At 62.1% G+C, this 17,527-nt stretch carries 16 protein-coding genes; 10 read left to right on the forward strand and 6 right to left on the reverse strand.

Going from position 1 to position 17,527, the window contains the following annotated elements:
• Positions 1-51 precede the first annotated feature (51 nt).
• A complete protein-coding gene (locus tag E7T06_RS19395; RefSeq protein ID WP_136367412.1) occupies positions 52-285 on the reverse strand; it encodes a hypothetical protein in 234 nt (77 codons plus the stop codon).
• A 71-nt stretch (positions 286-356) separates the two neighbouring features.
• Here E7T06_RS19395 and E7T06_RS19400 point away from each other — a divergent pair, with 71 nt between their 5' ends.
• The 7 genes from E7T06_RS19400 (at position 357) to cpdB (ending at position 7,571) form a co-directional block, all read left to right on the forward strand.
• Positions 357-797 (forward strand): DMT family transporter, encoded by a 441-nt coding sequence (locus E7T06_RS19400; RefSeq protein ID WP_136367413.1) that lies wholly within the window; start codon positions 357-359, stop codon positions 795-797.
• On the forward strand, positions 797-1,252 hold the full coding sequence (locus E7T06_RS19405) for a DMT family transporter (protein ID WP_136367414.1): 456 nt from the start codon (positions 797-799) through the stop codon (positions 1,250-1,252). Before E7T06_RS19400 ends, E7T06_RS19405 begins: the two co-directional genes overlap by 1 nt.
• Complete coding sequence (locus E7T06_RS19410; protein ID WP_136367415.1) at positions 1,249-1,737, forward strand: MarR family transcriptional regulator; 489 nt, start codon at positions 1,249-1,251, stop codon at positions 1,735-1,737. Before E7T06_RS19405 ends, E7T06_RS19410 begins: the two co-directional genes overlap by 4 nt.
• A 163-nt stretch (positions 1,738-1,900) precedes the next feature.
• Entirely contained in the window at positions 1,901-3,178 is a 1,278-nt protein-coding gene (glcF, locus tag E7T06_RS19415) for a glycolate oxidase subunit GlcF (protein ID WP_136367416.1), read from the forward strand.
• On the forward strand, positions 3,175-4,635 hold the full coding sequence (locus E7T06_RS19420) for an FAD-linked oxidase C-terminal domain-containing protein (RefSeq protein ID WP_168733671.1): 1,461 nt from the start codon (positions 3,175-3,177) through the stop codon (positions 4,633-4,635). The genes glcF and E7T06_RS19420 overlap by 4 nt, the downstream gene beginning before the upstream one ends.
• A 258-nt stretch (positions 4,636-4,893) precedes the next feature.
• Positions 4,894-5,568 (forward strand): DUF5639 domain-containing protein, encoded by a 675-nt coding sequence (locus E7T06_RS19425; RefSeq protein WP_136367417.1) that lies wholly within the window; start codon positions 4,894-4,896, stop codon positions 5,566-5,568.
• 74 nt (positions 5,569-5,642) lie between these two features.
• Positions 5,643-7,571, forward strand: coding sequence for a 2',3'-cyclic-nucleotide 2'-phosphodiesterase (cpdB, locus tag E7T06_RS19430; protein ID WP_136367418.1), 1,929 nt, complete (start codon positions 5,643-5,645; stop codon positions 7,569-7,571).
• A 69-nt stretch (positions 7,572-7,640) separates the two neighbouring features.
• Here cpdB and E7T06_RS19435 read toward each other — a convergent pair whose 3' ends face one another.
• The 5 genes from E7T06_RS19435 to rlmN form a co-directional block, all read right to left on the reverse strand.
• Entirely contained in the window at positions 7,641-9,515 is a 1,875-nt protein-coding gene (locus E7T06_RS19435) for a hypothetical protein (RefSeq protein WP_136367419.1), read from the reverse strand.
• On the reverse strand, positions 9,512-10,207 hold the full coding sequence (locus E7T06_RS19440; RefSeq protein WP_136367420.1) for a redox-sensing transcriptional repressor Rex: 696 nt from the start codon (positions 10,205-10,207) through the stop codon (positions 9,512-9,514). The genes E7T06_RS19435 and E7T06_RS19440 overlap by 4 nt, the downstream gene beginning before the upstream one ends.
• A 4-nt stretch (positions 10,208-10,211) precedes the next feature.
• A complete protein-coding gene (locus E7T06_RS19445; protein ID WP_136367421.1) occupies positions 10,212-11,474 on the reverse strand; it encodes an SPOR domain-containing protein in 1,263 nt (420 codons plus the stop codon).
• On the reverse strand, positions 11,471-13,105 hold the full coding sequence (locus E7T06_RS19450; RefSeq protein ID WP_240741187.1) for a tetratricopeptide repeat protein: 1,635 nt from the start codon (positions 13,103-13,105) through the stop codon (positions 11,471-11,473). Before E7T06_RS19450 ends, E7T06_RS19445 begins: the two co-directional genes overlap by 4 nt.
• Positions 13,106-13,456: 351 nt before the next feature.
• Positions 13,457-14,497: a 23S rRNA (adenine(2503)-C(2))-methyltransferase RlmN gene (gene rlmN, locus E7T06_RS19455; protein ID WP_136367422.1), complete on the reverse strand. Its 1,041-nt coding sequence runs from the start codon at positions 14,495-14,497 to the stop codon at positions 13,457-13,459.
• Positions 14,498-14,890: 393 nt separating this feature from the next.
• On the opposite strand from rlmN, the gene E7T06_RS19460 reads away from it, so the two are divergent.
• The 3 genes from E7T06_RS19460 (at position 14,891) to E7T06_RS19470 (ending at position 17,387) form a co-directional block, all read left to right on the forward strand.
• Positions 14,891-15,271 carry a hypothetical protein gene (locus tag E7T06_RS19460; RefSeq protein WP_136367423.1) on the forward strand — a complete coding sequence of 127 codons (381 nt, stop codon included), beginning with the start codon at positions 14,891-14,893 and terminating at the stop codon, positions 15,269-15,271.
• A gap of 152 nt (positions 15,272-15,423) precedes the next feature.
• The gene (locus E7T06_RS19465) at positions 15,424-16,458 is read left to right on the forward strand and encodes a MerR family transcriptional regulator (protein ID WP_136367424.1); all 1,035 of its coding nucleotides are present in this window, start codon (positions 15,424-15,426) and stop codon (positions 16,456-16,458) included.
• The gene (locus E7T06_RS19470) at positions 16,455-17,387 is read left to right on the forward strand and encodes a complex I NDUFA9 subunit family protein (protein ID WP_136367425.1); all 933 of its coding nucleotides are present in this window, start codon (positions 16,455-16,457) and stop codon (positions 17,385-17,387) included. The genes E7T06_RS19465 and E7T06_RS19470 overlap by 4 nt, the downstream gene beginning before the upstream one ends.
• The last annotated feature ends 140 nt before the right edge of the window (positions 17,388-17,527 follow it).

Genomic DNA, 17,527 nt, shown 5'->3' on the forward strand with positions numbered 1-17,527 from the left:
AGATGCCCCTACTCTACCTGCTCCGCCGAGTCCAGGCCCCCCGCTGAGCAGTCACGGCTTAGGAAGGAACTGCTGGCGACCAGTGAATAACCAAGGGTCTTGATATTCCGGCAATTGAATACTCAAGGGCGATGCCGGGTGCTGCTCATGAAGCACTGTGACTGTAGTGACAGCGTTCATTACGCCTCGTATCCAGCCTTGAATAACAGGCGAAAAGCGCCAGCGATACCGCTCACCCGCATGGCTGATAGGGCGATATCCTGCCATCTTTTTTGGCAATGCCATACCCATAGCATAGCCTCCCGTACTCCCCCAAACTCCTTCACCAGTTTAATTTTAACCAGTACACTATCCCCATGAATCCACGCCTGCTGTTCGCGGTGGCGGTGGGGCTGTTGCTGCCCGTGCAATTTGCGCTCAACAGTGCCCTCACGCCCTACACGCATTCTCCAGTTGCCACGGCTGCCGTGTCGTACAGCGTCGGCGCGTTGTTCCTCACGCTGGGCCTGCTCATCGCGGGGCGGGGCCGACTCTCGTTTGCCCCCCTGCGCGGCGCTCCGGTCTGGAGTTTTCTGGGCGGTCTGGTGGGCAGCGCCTACGTGGTGTCCAGCGTGGTGCTCACCCGTTCTTTGGGCGCGGCATTGGCCGTATCACTGGTCATCGCGGCGCAAGTCATCGCCAGCCTCGCCTTCGATCATTTTGGCGTGCTGGGGCTGCTCAAACGCCCGTTCAACAGGCAGCGGGCCGCTGTCCTCGTTCTCGTGCTGGCGGGCCTCGGCCTTCAGGTTCTCCGGTGATGATTCCCTTGGTGGGTGCCGTTGCTGCGGGCCTCGGCCTCTCGCTGGGGCTGGTGCTGAACGTGCGGTTGGCGGCCCACAGCGGTCAACCCGTCCTCGCCAGCCTGATTAATTTTTTGGTGGGCATGACTGTCACGCTGAGTTTGGCGCTGCTGGGCGTGCTAGGGCAGGCGAGCTTTCCAGCCGGGGCCGAGGCGTGGATGTGGCTGGGCGGCGCAGTCGGGGCCGGATACGTCGTATTGACCTTGTTCACGGCGCGGCTGTTGGGCGTGGCCGCCAGTACCACCGGGGTCACGTTGGGCCAAATTTTGGGAGCGCGAATCATTGACGCTTTTGGGCTGTTGGGCCAACCGGTGCGCCCGGTCAGTCTGACGGCCATTCTGGGCGCGGCCTTGCTGGTGGCAGCGGTCTTAATCTTGGCTCGCGAGCGCGAAAGCCGCGTGGAGCAGCCATGAAAACTCCCGACCTTTTGGCCCGCATCGACCAAGATTGGCGGCAGGCCCGCCCCGATCTAGACCCCTCGCCCATGCTCACCGTCATCGCCATTCAGCGCACAGGCGTCTTGCTGGGCGAAGCACTGGAAGTCTTTTTTGCGGGGCACGGCCTCACGCCGTCCAGCTTCGATGTGCTGGCGACCCTGCGCCGTTCTGCACCGCCGGAAGGTCTGCCCCTGTCTCAATTGGGCACCCTGATGGCCATCACGCCGCCTGCCGTGACCAAGCGGATAGATGCGCTAGAGGGGCGAAAACTGGTCAGTCGTCAGGCCCATCCTACCGACCGCCGCGCCTTTTTGGTGGCCCTGACTGCCGAAGGGCTGGCTCTTGTCGATCAGGTGTTGCCGCTGCACCTCTCCAACGAACGCCGCTTGCTGGCGGGCCTCACCGAGCCGGAGCGCGATCAACTGCGGGCGCTGCTGAGCAAGTTGGATTTGCCGCTGTAGGGCCGCAGGCCCATTCACCTACATGTCTCCCAATTGTCCCGCGCCCACACGCCTATCTTGTGGGGTATGAGGGCAAGGCACCCGTGAAACAGACTCCATCCGATTCCCATCCGCTTTGGCCCAAGTTCACGGCCCTTGCCGAACCCGTTCAACTGGAACTCCGATGAACAACGAGATTCGCACCCACCACCCGGACGGACAGGGTGAACTGATGGCGCACGCCGTCGACGCCTGCGTACACTGCGGCTTCTGCCTGCCCGCCTGCCCCACGTATGCCCTGCTGGGCGATGAAATGGACAGCCCACGCGGGCGCATCGTGCTGATGAAGGAAGTGCTGGAAGGGGCGCTGCCGCTGTACGACGCCGCGCCGCACCTAGACCGCTGCCTCGGCTGTCAGGCCTGCGTGACGGCTTGCCCCAGTGGTGTGCCCTACGGCGAACTTATCACCAGTTTTCGCGGCTGGAGTGAGCCTCAGCGAGAGCGTAGCCCGCTAGACCGGGCCAAGCGTGCGGCCATTCTCAAGATTTTGCCTGCGCCCAAAGTGTTCAGTCTGGCGGCGCGTGTGGGCCAGTTTGCCAAGCCGCTCGCGCCGCTGCTGCCCACGGCGCTGCGTTCCCCGCTGGATTTGTTGCCCGAACATGTGCCCGCCATGCAGCCCAGCGCGGCGTTTACACCTGCACGCGGCCAACGCCGGGGCCGAGTGGCGTTTCTGGTGGGGTGCGCCCAGCAAGCTCTCGCGCCCAATTTCAATGCGGCCACCTTGCGAGTTTTGGCCCGCAACGGCATAGAAGTGGTCATCCCAGACGGTCAGGGCTGTTGCGGCGCGGCGGCCCTGCACACGGGCGCACGCGGCGAGGCGCTGAAATTGGTGCGGGCCAATCTCGCGGCCTTCAACCCCGACGACTTCGACGCCATTCTGTCCAACGCGGCAGGCTGCGGCGCGGGCCTTAAGGAGTATCCGGCTATCCTGCACGGCCTCCCCGACGAGGCGCAGGCGCGGGCGTTTGCCACCAAAGTGCAGGACATCAGCGAATTCTTGGGCGCACTTTTGGATGACGGCGAACTGGAACCGCCCATGCCGACTTCGCGCCCCCTGACGGTGGCTTACCACGACGCGTGCCACCTCGCCCACGCGCAGGGTGTCCGGTCTGCGCCGCGTGCCCTGCTGCGGGCCATTCCCGGCGTGACCGTGCTGGAGGTTCCCGAAGGCGACTTGTGCTGCGGCAGCGCGGGAACCTACAACCTAGAGCAGCCCGAACTTGCCACCCAACTCGGCGTTCGCAAGGCCAAAAACATCCTATCCACCGCACCCGATCTGATCGCCAGCGGCAACATCGGCTGCCATACCCAGATTCAGAGCCACGCCCGCAGGCAGGGCAGCCCGGTTCCGGTCATGCATACCATAGAGATACTGGATTTGGCGTACCGGGGGGAGTTGTGACCATCGGCAAGGCTGTCCGTACCGAAAAGCAGGCGCTGACCCCTTCGCTGACAACTAGTTTGCCCAAATCCAAGGGAGGCTCTCTGCATCCACTGGCCGCGACCCTGAGCCGCCTGCTCGGCCCGCGCAAAGTCCTGTCCAGTCTGTCCGAGCGCCTGAATTACCGCTACGACGCCATCGCCTTTGGGGAAACGCCAATCTGTGTAGTGTTACCCGAAAGTACCGCTGATGTGGTGACCGCAGTCAAGGCGGCACGGGCAGCAGGTGTCCCGATTGTCGGACGCGGGGCGGCGAGTGGGCTTTCGGGTGGCGCGGCTCCCACCCAACGCGGCTTGGTCATCTCGTTTACCCGGATGACCCGCCTCAGCATTGACCCCGTGCGGAGAGAAGCTATAGCTCAAGCTGGGGTCATCACGTTGGCCGTCACAGAAGCGGCCAAACCGTTTGGCTTGATCTATCCCCCTGACCCGGCCAGCTTCCGCACGTCTACGATTGGCGGCAACTTAGCTGAGAACGCAGGCGGGCCGCTGTGTTTCAAATACGGCGTGACTGGGGATTATGTGCAGGGCTTGGAATTTGTCGATGCGGAGGGGGAGGTGCATCACCTCACCCGCGACGCCTACGACTTGGCGGGCCTGCTGATCGGCTCGGAAGGCACGCTGGGCCTGATTACGGAAGCGACTTTACGCCTGACTTCTCCCCCCAAGTTTACCCGCACCCTCATGGCCCATTTTGCCGAAGTGGGTCAGTGTGCCGAAGCGGTGAGTGCGGCCATTGCCGCTGGAGCCGTGCCCAGCAAACTGGAATTTATGGATCGGGCCTGCACCAACGCCATTGAGGATTACTTGCATCTGGGCCTGCCCAGAAAAGCCGAAGCCGTGCTCTTGGTAGACACCGATGGGGATGACGTGGAGACGGTGGAAGAAGAACGGGCGCTGGTGGAAGCCGCCTGCCGGAATGCGGGTGGCACGGTACGCCGCGCCGAAACGGACGCTGAAGCCGCGCAACTCTGGCAAGCGAGACGCTCCGTCTCGCCTGCTCTGGGCCGCATTCGCCCGCAGCGCATGAATGAAGACATCGTGGTGCCCAGAAGCGTGCTGCCTGAAGTCGTGCGCGAAATTCGGGCGTTGGGTGACGCCTCGGGTCTGCATCTGGTGCAGTTTGGGCATATCGGCGACGGCAACTTGCACCCCAACATCCTGTTCGATCCGCGCACGGAGTCGCTGGAGGCGGTGCATGAGTTGGCGCATGAGGTGGCCCGCGTCGCCATCCGGCATGGCGGGGTCCTCAGCGGCGAACACGGCATCGGCTCGATGAAGCTGGCCTTTATGCGCGAAGCAGTAGATGCAGGCACGTTGGCCGCACTTTGGCGGGTCAAGCACGCGCTTGACCCACACGGGGCACTCAATCCCGGCAAGGTGCTGCCCACAGAAGTGTTGCCTACGGAGTTGGCGTGAAGCGAATGTCTCAGGCTCAAGGGTCTCAGAATGTGTTTATAGAGCGCCATCTAAATGGTTCATTCTCCGTACAAGACTATGTCGCTGGGTTTTTGCTCCCTCTCCCCTTGCGGGAGAGGGCTGGGGAGGGGGGAAGTGAGCGCAGCGATTGCCGTTCTACACGCAACTTGGCAACACCGCCGACCCTTTACAAGCACGCTCTCAGAAGCACAGAGGCTCAGACGCCTGCCCACATCCCACATTCTCCAAAGGCCAACTATGCCGATTCTTGAGCTTTCTCCGGGTGACCAGACGCTGACCGTGACCGGCGATACGGCATTGCTGGAGGTCTACGCGGCCTTGCCTGCGGGCCTGTATCCCCCGTTTCCGCCCGTGGAATTACCCGGTGGCGTGGGCGGCTTGGTCAGTCGCGGGGGCTTTGGACAGACTTTTTTCTTCGCCGCCGAAGTGTTGGGCCTGACCTTTATCTCCCCCAGCGGTCAGCGCATCGTGGCGGGCGGGCGCACGGTCAAGAATGTGCAGGGCTATGACCTGACCCGGCCCTTCGTCGGCAGCTTCGGGGCACTCGGCACGGCAGAAACTGTGACGCTTCGGCTACGTCCGGGCCTGAGCATGCGCCATGTGGTGGCCCCCGGCACACTGGACGTTCTGCCCGAATCCTCCGCCCGCTTCGTGTGGCAAGACGGCACCAACCTCCATCACATGCACTTTGGCCCCGCCCGCGAGGTAGACCGCGCCTTGTCTGGGCTGCTTGACTCGGTAGAAGTGACAGTTCCCGCTGACCTCACCAGCCTATTTTCAGATGGGATCGGTTTAGGACTGGGCGGCCCACTGCACGATTTCCGCACCAAGCGCCTCGGGCGAAGTTGGGTGGATGGGGGAGAGGTGCCGCCTGTTCCGGCGTTGTTCGCACGGCTGGCAGCAAGCCTGTAGCCCGTCCCGTTTGAGCCGTTGTAACTGTCAGCTTGTCTAGCATTCCCCCAAATGGGGGCAGTATCTTTGGGGCCATGCCTAAATTCAGCACTCTCACGGCCCCGCTCCTGCTTGGCGCGGCTCTGTCTACGGCGGCAGGCGCACAGACCGTCGACCTCCGCATCATGGAAACTACCGATCTGCACACCAACGCACTGGGCTACGACTATTACCAAGACAAGCCCACCGGGGAATTTGGCTTCGAATACACCGCCACCCTGATCCAAAACGCCCGCAATGAAAAGCGCAATACGCTGCTGTACGACAACGGCGACCTGATTCAGGGCAACCCGTTGGGCGATTACGTCGCCAAAATCAAGCCGCTGGCAGAGGGCCAACTGCACCCGATGCACGCCGCCATGCGCGTGCTGCGTTACGATGCAGGCAACCTCGGCAACCACGAATTCAACTACGGCTTGCCTTTTTTGCAGGGCGTGTTGAAGGCCGCGCCCATGCCTTACGTGAGCGCCAACGTTTATACCACCGATGCTGACAGCAACCCCGACAACGACCCCAACGCCTTTACGCCCTACCTGATTCAGCGCAAGTTGGTTTACGACACCACAGGCCGTCCGTACATCATCAATGTGGGTGTGCTGGGGCTGTTGCCGCCGCAGATCATGCAGTGGGATAAGGCCAATCTAGACGGCAAAGTGACCACCCGCGACATCGTAGAAACGGCGCGTAAATTCGTGCCGCAGATGAAGGCGGCGGGGGCCGATATTATCGTCACCATCGCGCATTCCGGCATTACTGCCGACTACCAACCGGGGCAAGAAAACGTCGCCACCGAACTGACCAAGATTCCCGGTATCGACGTGGTGCTGTCGGGCCACAGTCATCAGGAATTCCCCGGCCCGGTCTACAAAAGCATTCCCGGCGCAGACATCACCAAGGGCACCATCAACGGCAAGCCCGTAGTCATGGCCGGATTCTGGGGCAACGACTTGGGCATCATCGACCTGAAGCTGAACTATGACCGCAAGGCCCAGAAGTGGACGATTCAGGACGGCGTCGCCAGCATTCGCCCTATTTGGGACAAGACCGCCAAGGCAAGCCTCGTGAAGCCTGACCCGCGCATTGCCGCCGCAGTGAAGACCGCCCATGAAGGCACACTTGCTTACGTGCGAGGCAAAGTGGCCGACCTGACCGCGCCGATTACGTCCTACTGGGCTTTGACTCAGGATGATTCCAGCGTGCAGTTGGTCAGCAACGCGCAAATTGCGTATGTGAAGGCAGCGTTGGCGGGCGGCCAGTACGCCAATTTGCCCGTGCTGAGCGCCGCCGCACCCTTCAAGGCAGGCGGACGCAGCGGCCCCAGCTACTACACCGACATTCCCGCCGGAACCCTCGCCATCAAAAATGTGGCCGACTTATACGTGTACCCCAACACCGTGCAGGCCGTGTTGGTCACGGGCGCACAGGTGCAAGAATGGTTGGAACGCGCTGCTGGGCAATTTAAGCAGATAGACCCGGCCAAAACCGAGCCGCAAGCCCTCGTAGACGAATCTTTCCCCACCTACAACTTCGACATCATTGACGGCGTGACCTACGAAATCGACGTGAGCCAACCTGCCCGCTACGACACAGCGGGCAAGCTGACCAACGCCAGTGCCCGCCGCATCAAGAACCTGCAATTTAGCGGCAAAGCCATCGAACCAGCCGCTCAGTTTGTTGTCGCCACCAACAATTACCGTGCATCGGGCGGCGGCTCCTTTCCCGGTCTAGACGGAAAAAACATCATCCTTCAGGCTCCAGATGAAACCCGTCAGGCCCTCATCGGCTACTTTACGCAGCAAAAAACGGTGAACCCCACCGCCGACGGCAACTGGAAACTGACGCCCATTCCCGGCGCGACGCTGCTGTACGCCACTAGCCCCAACGCAGGCAAGTCGCTGCCCGCTGGGGCCACGCTGCTCCGTACCCGCGAAGATGGCTTCGCAGAGTACACCATCAAGTTCTGATCTAGAGATGATAAATAACTCCCCGCCTATGATGGGCGGGGAGCTTTGTTTATTGTGAAGGACGTGGGCTTAGTTTCGTTCGGCTACGACGACTGCACTTCCATCATAGAACTCGACAACTCCAGTCGTCAGGTCTTGCACCAAGTAGGAGTGACGAAAAGTGCCTGCTTCCACAAAGACAGAAGTGGTGCCAATAGTACTCCCGGCGGGTAACTGGGTTTCAATCCCAACTGCTGAAGGGATTTCTAGAACTTGGGCTTGAGAGCCGCTGTAAAAGAGGCTGATAACACGGGTGGTGTTAGCAGTAGTCCCAGTAATCGCCCAAGTTGCCGCTGTCGGGGTAAATTTACTTTTGCCATCATCCTGAAGAGTAGTAAACAACTGGCCCAAATTGGCGATGCCTGACTTGCTCCGGTTCACTTCGACGCGCATTTCCTTGATGTTGCTGTTGCCTGCTGCGTCGGTAGCGGTGGCCCGCATAACGTAATAGCCATCAGGAATGAACGGCTGCGCATCAATCAGGACGCCCGTGTTAAAAACTCTGTAGAACAGACCAGCAGCATTGATGGGAAGATTAAAGTTGTAGGCCACCGTATTGCAGGCCTGCCCAGCAAGGACTTCGGCGGGGTTACAAACAAATTGAAGCTGAATTTGATTGATATTGTCACTGTCGCTGACCTGAATAGCAATGGCACTCTTGCGGGTGAGAACAGGGCGCTTACTTGCATTGGCATCGTAGAAAGCAGGAAGAATGATATTCAGTGCGGGTGGCAAATCTACTTTGCTGGTGTTGGTGATATTGCTGACTGCCAACAAATCGCGTGTTGCGGTTTCACTGCCCAATTTGATTACAGCACGTGCGCGGATGGTGTAGTTTCCGTTTAAATACTGCGTGGCATTGAAATCAACAGAAGAAGAGGCCTGCCACAAGCCGGGATTGACCGGCACAATCGGCGCATTTTGGGTGGTCACCAATTGCCCGCGAGAATCGATGATTTCGAGGGCCACTACCGTATTGGTAAACGTAAACGCAGTATTGTTCTGGCGAATCTGCACTGTGACGTCGGTGAGTCCGGAAGCGGCGCTGCCTGTCGCGGGGCTGGTAATAGAGATAGTTGGAGCCACACTGTTGGCGATTTGTACGGTGGTGGCTGTGCTTGTTCCACGCTTGTCGGTGGCGTCTACGGCGATGGCCCGCAACTTCAGCGCGCCGTCAGGAAATTTGGTGGTATCGATGTTGAAGGTGGCGTTTTCGCTGCTGGCCGTGTAGGTGGAAGTATCGATGATGCCTTTGGCATCGGTTACTTCCAAAATCAGTTGCTTGACCGCAACGCCCGCAGAGACGCCCGCCGAAACAGTGACGCTGAGAATGTTGCTGTAGGGCGACCCACCTGTGTTGTTCACCAGAATAATGGGTGCAGGGGCCGCCGTTTCCTCGGTGCCGCCCGCCGCCGCGCCTACGGTGACGCTGAAGTTGACCGTGTTGGCGGTGTTGTTGAACTTGACGCTGACAGGCAGGTTTTTTGCACCCGGATTGGCCGCAGCGACACTGGCAAACAAGGTGCTGTCGCTGATCGCCACGGTCTTGCTGCGTGGGGCGAGGGTGGTACCCGCCGCGTTGTAATCGCACGCTGCATCGGGATTGGTGGCAGCGGCGCTACAGGTGAGGCCAGCGGGAAGGTTCACGGCAGGTACGGCAACGGTGGCCGACTGTCCAGCACCCGTTCCCCAAGTGACAGTGGCGCTTTCTATGGTGGTGGCCTTACCGCCCGCCGGGTTAGTGAGCGTATACGCGGTGCTGGTGGTGGCAGTACCGTCGGTAGCGATGGTGATAGTGCTGGCGTTGGCACTGGCTGTAGCGCTGCCACCGCCTGTGGCGTCTAGGCCACCGCAGGCCGTCAGGAGTAGGGAGCAAATAAGGGTCAATCGGATCTGGCTTTTCATTCGGTGTCCTCCGTCAGGGCAGCTTTTAGGGCGGGATTCAGGATGTAAAAGGCGAGGCGTTTCATGCCCGCCAAGAAATCGACGTTTTCAATGGTCACGTTGCGCCATTCGTCGCCGGGTTCGCTGATGCCGCCGCGTTCGGTGGTACGCGGCTGAATGACCACTGGGGCAAAATTCAGGATGCCGCGCACGCCTGCGTCTACGAGTGCTTGGGCGGCGTCTTGGGCGCGGTCAGGCGGAACGGCCAAGAAGCCCATATCTACGGGGGTCGCGCTCACGAAGTCGCGCAACTGTTCGGTGTGTTGCACGCGCAGATCGCGGATCTGTTGGCCCACGATCTGCGGATTTACATCGAACAGGCCCACGTACTGAAAGCGGTAATCGCTGGCCCCCGGATAGTTGGCGATGGCTTGTCCCAGCCGTCCCATGCCCACGATGACCACGCTCCACGTGCGGTTCAGACCCAGCACCCGCACGAGTTCCCGTTTCAGAATCGGGACGGTGTAGCCCATGCCGCGTGTGCCGAAGCGCCCAAAATACGCGAGGTCTTTGCGAACCTGAAAGGCACTCACTTGGGCGCGTTCGGCAAGGTCGTTGCTGCTAGTACGGCTCACGTCCTGCGTTTCAAGCTGCTCCAGAATTCGCAGATAGGTCACGAGGCGGCTGATGGCGGCGGTGGGAATATCGGCCATAGCTTCAGCGAACCCGGAAGGAGTCGAGGCCGCTGCTGCTCAGGCGTTCTTCGGCGCGGGTCAGGGCGTCGCCGCTGAACGGGCCAACCAATACGGTGACTTTGCGGCCTTCGGGAGCATTTACGGTGGGCGCAAAGCCCTGTTCACGCAGCGTGCCCACCAAATTCTGTGCGCCCTCCACGCGGTCAAACGCGCCGACTTGCAGGTAAACCGGGCCATCGGGTGCGGGAGCCGCAGCTTGTGGCGTAGGCGTTGCCGCCGGAGTGGGCGCAGTGCTTTCGGTGGTGGCGGGGCTAGCAGTGGCCGGAGCTGGACTGGTCGGAGTTGGCGTGGTGCCGCTGACCGTGCCTCCCGTCAGGCTGCGGTTACGGGGCGGGTACAGGATGGCGCTGGGGTAAGCCCGCTGCACATCGGCCAACGCCTGACGCGCCGCCGCTTCGTCGGCAAAGGGGCCAATTTGGGCCACCACTTCGGAGCCGAGGTCGATGGGGTACACGCGGTAGCCGAGGCCGCTGACGCCCGCGGTGCGGCTATTGGCGGTGGCTTCTGAGGAAAAGGTGCCGAGGCTGATGCGGTAATCGGAGCGCAGGGGCGTGCGTGCTTCGCTGGTGGCGACGGCCCCGCCTGTGCGGGCTGCGGGCGAAACGGGCGCGTTGGGAGCCGCTGCCGGATCGGTGACTGTGGCTGCGGGCGCGGCGGGCTGTGCAGTAGGCGCAGTTTCTACCGGGGTAGTTTCTACGGGGGCCGCCACAATCGTAGGAATATCGTTGAGTGACGTGGTAGGCGTGGGGGCCGTTGCGCTGGGCGTGGCCGGAGTCGTAGGAGCAGCAGCCGTTTCAGCCGGAGTCGTCGCCGTTCCGGTCGTCGTTGCTGGCGGCGTGGTTGCCTCAGGAGTCGTTGGAGTCACGGTGGGCGTCTGGGCCTGTTCTGTGGGCTGCGCCTGTTCCGTGGGCTGCCCCTGTTCCGTCGGCTGCACAGTGACAGGTGGAATCTCCGCCTGAGCTTCGGCAGGTGCGGGCGTGATGGTAGTCGTGCCGGGCGCAGCGGGAATCTCGGTGCTTTCTGTGGGTGCAGTGGTGGCAGGCGTGGTGGATGGGGTGGCCGTACTCGCGGTAGTGCTGGAGCGTTGCCCGAACAGCAGCACGCCGAAGCCGCCCAGCAAGAGCAGCACCAGCAGCCCGATCAGCAGATCAGGCCAGCGGGCGGCGCTGCGTTTGTTGCCGCCCCCATTGCCACTCTTGCCGCCGTTGGTTTGCGGCGAAGTCATTTCAGGGCCGCCACAGCGCGGGTGTTGCCCAAGTTGGCCGCCGTTTTCAGGGCTTGCCTCGCTTCACTTTCACGGCGTTGGGCACGCTGGGTCACGCCCAGCAAGTACCAGCCTTCGTCGTTTTTGGGATTGTCGCTGACGAGGCCCCGCAAAATGGCTTCGGCTTCCGGGTAACGGGCACTAGCCAGCAGCGCAGAGGCCAGATTTTGGCGGGCATTCACGCTGGGTTCCAGCTTCACGCTTTCGCCCAGTGCGGTGGCCGCGCCCGCGTAGTCCTTCAGGGCGTAGTGGCTGAGGCCCAGCCAGAAATAGGTGTCGGCACTGGCAGCTTTCAGGGCGCTGGAGCGCAGGGCGGCGCGGGCTTCCGGGTAGTTGCCCTGACGGTAGGCGGCGATGCCCTGCACGTACTGGGCGCGGGCGAGGGTGGCGGCTTCGGGGTACAGGCGAATGGCGGCCACCGCGTCGGTAAAGGCCTGTGCATTTTGCCCTAACGTGAGGCGCACGGCGGCGAGGTCGGTACGGTAGGCAGCATTTTTGGGAGCCAACTTGACCGCGTTCTGGTACGCGGTGAGTGCGCCGGGGCGGTCATTGCGGGCCACCCGGAATTCTCCCAGTTTGGCAAAAGTAGACGCAGAGCTACTGTCAGCGGTGGCGGCAGCTTGGGCGGCCAACACGGCTCCACGGGTGTCTCCGCCCGCACTCAGCAAGTTGGCCTTCCGCAGCAGCAAGCTGGCGCGGTCTGCGCCCACTGTTACGCGGGGTGTGGCGGCGTCCAGTTCCCGAATGGCCCGGTCGGGCAAGCCCTGAGCCACATAAATATCGGCAATCAGCAGCACGATGTCGGCCCGCGCCGGCTCGCGCTGCATCAGGGCGTAGGCTCCGGGCAAGGCCTGTGCGCCCTGTCCGGCCAGCGTTTGCGCCTGCACCAGCCGGAACTGCATGGCAGTGTCGTCGGGGGCAAGGGTGGCAATTTCTGAGAGGGTGGTCACGAGTGAGGGGTAGGCAGCGGCGCGGGTTTGTTCGGCAGCGAGGGCGTCCAGTACTTGCCGCTGCACGGTCAGGGCCACACGTCCACGTGCCAAGGTTGCCGCGCTGCCGTACAGCCGGAGTGCGTCTTCGTAACGCCGTTCGCGGGTGGCAATGACGCCGAGGTTATACGGCCCCTCGAAGCGGTCTGGGGCCAGCAGACTCAGTTGTGTAAACTCGAAGTTCGCGCCCTTGAAGTCGCCGAGGGCAAACAGCGCTAGTCCGAGGCCGAAATGAGGCTCCGGTTGGGCGTAGTTCTGGGCGATCAGGCCTTCGAATCCGGCGCGGGCCTGCGGGAACTTGTTGTCCTTGAGCAGGCCTTGCGTAGCCACCAGTTGGGCGGACTGGGCCGCCGTAAAGGGCGTGGGCGCGGGAACCGCTGGGAGGTCAGCCAACGCTGCCTGCCCCGCCTGCTGCACGCTTTGTACCGTCTGGGCGGCGTTTTGTGCCGATTTTAGGGAGGAGCCGATCCCGCTGGCGCTGCCCTGTTGAAGAGTGTTCTGAATGCCGATGCTGGTCGAAGTGTCCATCAGCGTCTGCCCCGCCGCGCTCGAGGTGAGGGCGAGCAGCAACAACGTTAAGGCCGGGCGAGTGGATTGCGTCACTTAAGAGCCTCCTGAGAGTCGGAAACGAATTGAGCCTAATCATCCGGTTCTTTCCAAACCCTTACTTTCACAAGGGTAGTGTGTTCGAAAGAGCCAAGTGTGCTGAGTTGCGCTGGGCGCATCAAATTGTCTCATGACTGGGGGAGCCGGGTGATGGGATGGGCGCTGGGTTTCTCACAGCCCACCAACCCGTGCGTGAGAAACCTCCCCCAGTCACGTAAAGACCGCCCATTGTATGAAGATGGGCGGCCCGGCATTGAAGAAATATTGGTGTGATTCGGCTCTCTCAGCCTCTAGGCTTTTCCCACTCGCCACTGACTATTCACCACTCACAGCCTTTCTATAAGTTTCTTACGCGCTCGCTGCACTCCCCGTCACCGCGTCCGGGCGCTTGAGGGCCAGTTGCCCGCAGGCCGCGCCCGCATCCTTGCCGCGAGAACGGCGCACGCTCACGTCCACGCCCCGCGCTTCCAGTTCATCGTAAAAGGCCTGAATCTCCTCTTCGGTGCTGCTCTCGAACCCCGATCCATCCCAAGGGTTCATGGGAATCAGGTTCACGTGGCTGACCAAGCCGCGCAGCAGTCCAGCCAACTCGCGGGCCTGCCACAACTGGTCGTTCACGCCGCGCAGCATGGAATATTCAAAGGTCACGCGCCGCCCAGTGGTCGCCTGATATTCCCGCGCCGCCGCCATGATTTCCACAATAGAGTTGCGGTGTCCGGTGGGAATGATGCGCTGGCGGGTCTCTTCGTCGGGCGCGTGCAGGCTGATCGCAAGTTTGATACCCAAATCGTCCTCGGCGGCGAGGCGGCGAATGCCTTTGGGCAGGCCCACCGTGCTGAGGGTCACGCGGCGTTTGCTCATGCCGAGGGCCTGCGGGTGCAGCAAAATCCGGGCGGCCAACATGGTGTGGTCATAGTTCAGCAGCGGTTCGCCCATGCCCATAAACACTAAATTTCGCAGTTCGCGGGGCGCGATGCCCTCGCCGCCTGCGACTGCCAGCACTTGCCCCACGATCTCGCCGGGGGTCAAGTTGCGGCCAAAACCCATCGCGCCTGTGGCACAAAAAGCGCACTTGGCAGGGCAACCCACCATCGTAGATACACAGATCGTGCGGCGGTCTAGGTAGGGCATATACACCGCTTCCATCTGCCGCCCGTCGTGCAAGGTAAACAAGTACTTCACCGAGCCGTCGGTGCTGCGAACCGTCTCTATTTCACGGAAAGGGTTCAGCGCATATTCCTCGCCCAAAGTGGCACGCAGTTCGGCGGGCAGGTTGGTCATGGCTTCAAAGCTGCCCGCGCCCTGAACGAATACCCACTCTAGAAGCTGCCGTTTCCGGAAGCCTTCGAGGGGATAAGAATCGGGGTGGAGGTCAAGCAGTAAACGCATCCGGCCAGTCTACGGGGTGGCGGCGATTGGGGGCAAGGAGTTGAGGCACGTTATGGCGGGGTAGAAGGCAAACCCCCCAGTCTGCTGCGCAGCCAGCCCCCCTTAAGGGGAGCGAAAATGCTTGTGTCCCCACCTCTAAGGGGGGGCCTTGCGCCAGCAACGGGGGGGTTCACCTTCCAACTTTAATTTGACTCGCGTGTAAACCCCCCAGTCTGCTGCGCAGCCAGCCCCCCTTAAGGGGAGCGAAAATGCTTGTGTCCCCACCTCTGAGGGGGGGCGTTGCGCCAGCAACGGGGGGGTTCACCTTCCAGTCCACCCAACCCAGCCCCACCTCCTCAGATTTCATCAAGGCCCACTCAGCGCTGGCCCACCCACGCGGACTAGCCTGCACGCATGACCCGACGCGACGACGCTTCCACCAGCGACCAGAATGCCCAAACCGACGACATGTCCAGAGAAGCCCGCCAGTCCAGTGAGGCACGCGGCGAACTTGTCGATGAAGGCACGACGGGCGAACTCCTGCAAGACAAGATGGCGGTAGAGAGCATCTTGCGGGCCGATGTAGACGACGACAGCCGCAACCCCAACGATCAGCCGGGCTTCGACGATGGACGCCTCGGCGGAAGCGATTTCGAAGACCGTCAGGGCACGCCCAATAATGATGGAGACAGCGATTTGGGCGGCGACGCGGAAGGCGGCCTCGGCACCAGCCGCAGCGGAGGCGTAGACGGCGGCCCCGTGCGGAGCAAGCCGCTACCGGGTACCGATAAGTAGAGTCAGCCCTTTGTTCCTCCAGAACGCGAACTGACCCGGTGGTAAGTTCCTACTAGGTCAGATGGCGATCTAAGTTGCACTTAAGGGATGCTTCAGGGCAACTCAGCATTGCTTACGGTCAAGCGCCGCCGGAGCAGTCAAGATGGGAGGCAATGAACGATTCCGGCGCTCCACTGAATTCGCCGGAACAGGACTCGACTGCCATGTTTACGGCGTCGGAAGTCTCGGCCCGCACGGGGGTGTTGGCCGTCACGCTGCGGCAGTGGGAGCGGCGATACGGTTTTCCGTCGCCTGCCCGCAGTGAAAGTGGCTACCGGCTGTATTCGCCCCAAGATCTGGCCCGCATCGAGGTGATGCAGGCCTTTTTGCGCGATGGTGTGCCTGCGGGCCGCGCCGCCGAACTGACGGTGCGCGGCTTTTTGCCGGGAGAAGGCCAACCCACCGACAATCCGTCTACTTCGCCCGCCGAACGCGAACGGGCAGGCGAGGCGTGGTCTGGGGCGCTGCTGCGTGCCCTGATGACGCCGGACATGGCCGCCGCCAGCCGTATTTTGGCCGAAGCACAACTCCATTTGTCGGTAGAAGACGTGCTTTTGGGCGTGATGGCCCCGGCGTTGGTCAATGTGGGAGAACTGTGGGCACGCGGAGAAATCACGATTGCCCACGAGCATCACGCCAGCGCCTTCTTGCGCGCCCGGATTACAGCGTTGCTGGATTCGGAAGGAGAAAGCGCCACTGGGCCGCTGTTGGTGGCCGCCTGCGCTCCCGGCGAACAGCACGAACTGGGCCTGATGATGCTGGTGCTGGTGCTGCGCCGCCGGGGGGTGCGGGTCACGTACTTGGGGGCCAATACGCCGCTGGGTGATCTTGCTATTTTTGCGCGGCAGGTGGGAGCGCAGGGCATCTTGTTGGCCCTGAACGGTGAATGGGCGCTAGACGCCACACGGGGCCAGTGGGCCGACCTGAACGATCTGGCGTTGCCCTTGTTTTTGGGCGGCGGCCTCCTCAACGCCCGGCCCGAATTGGCCGCTACACTGGGCGGCATCTATGCTGGGCCAGATGCGGCGCAGGCCACGCAGATCATTTTGGCGCGGCTCTCTGGGGAGGCGTCGGAACCGTCGCCTTCTTCACTCCAAAAGGCTGCTGAACAACACATCCAGACCAACACGGTGGAGGAACAAGCATGAGGGTACTGGTGACAGGCGCAACGGGATTTGTAGGCAAAGCCGTAGTAAAAGAGTTGCAGAACCGGGGCCACGAGGTCTTTGCGGGCAGCCGTAGTGGTGCGGCGGGGAGCGGCGGCGCAGTGGGCGTGCCGCTGGACGTGACCGATCCCGGCAGTGTGTTGCGGGCGGTGGGGCAGGCTAACCCCGACGCCGTCATTCATCTGGTGGGCATCATTACGCAGCAGGGCACGCAAACCTTCGAGCGGGTGCATGTGGAAGGCACGCGCAACGTACTGGCCGCCCTGCCACGCGGCGCACGCTACGTGCACATGAGTGCCCTCGGCGCACGCGAAGACAGCGATAGCCGCTACAGCACCTCTAAGGCGCGGGCCGAAGCGTTGGTCAGGGCCAGCGGCGCGGCCTTCACTATTTTTCAGCCCAGCCTGATTTTCGGCCTCGGAGACGACTTTTTTGGCCGCGTGTTGCGTGAACTCGTGAGCACCGCGCCCATCGTTCCGCAGATCGGCAACGGGCAATTCCCCTTCCGGCCCGTGAGTGTGCAAGACGTTTCGCGGGCCTTCGTGGGGGCGTTAGACCTGCCCGCCAGTGTGGGCCAAACTTACGCCCTCACCGGCCCCGATGAATTCACCTTCCGCGCCCTGCTGGAACTGGAACTGGCCGCGCTGGGCAAAAAGAAGCCCATTGTGGCCGTGCCGCTGGCCCTGATGAATCTGGCCGTGCCTGCCATGCAACTCTTGCCCAAGCCGCCCATTACCGCCGATCAGTACGCCATGCTCAAAGAAGGCAACACCGCGCCCAACGAACCGGCCCGCAGCATGTTCAGCTTGCCCATGCTGCGCCTGCCCGACTACCTGCCCGACATCGTGCGGCAGGCGGGGGGGAAGCCGTCCGGGGGGGCGGGGGAAGGCGTCAAAGGGTCAAGAGTCTAAGGGTCTGATACGGACTTGCTCTGATTCCCGAACATCCGTAATAGCACCAATAGGGTCGTCCATCGCCGCCAGCCTTCGTCGTGAACGGACGCGGTTGACCACGCCACTCCTCCCGTACTTTTTGCCTCTCGCTCCGCTCG

This window comes from Deinococcus sp. Arct2-2 (assembly GCF_004801315.1).
GTDB lineage: Bacteria > Deinococcota > Deinococci > Deinococcales > Deinococcaceae > Deinococcus.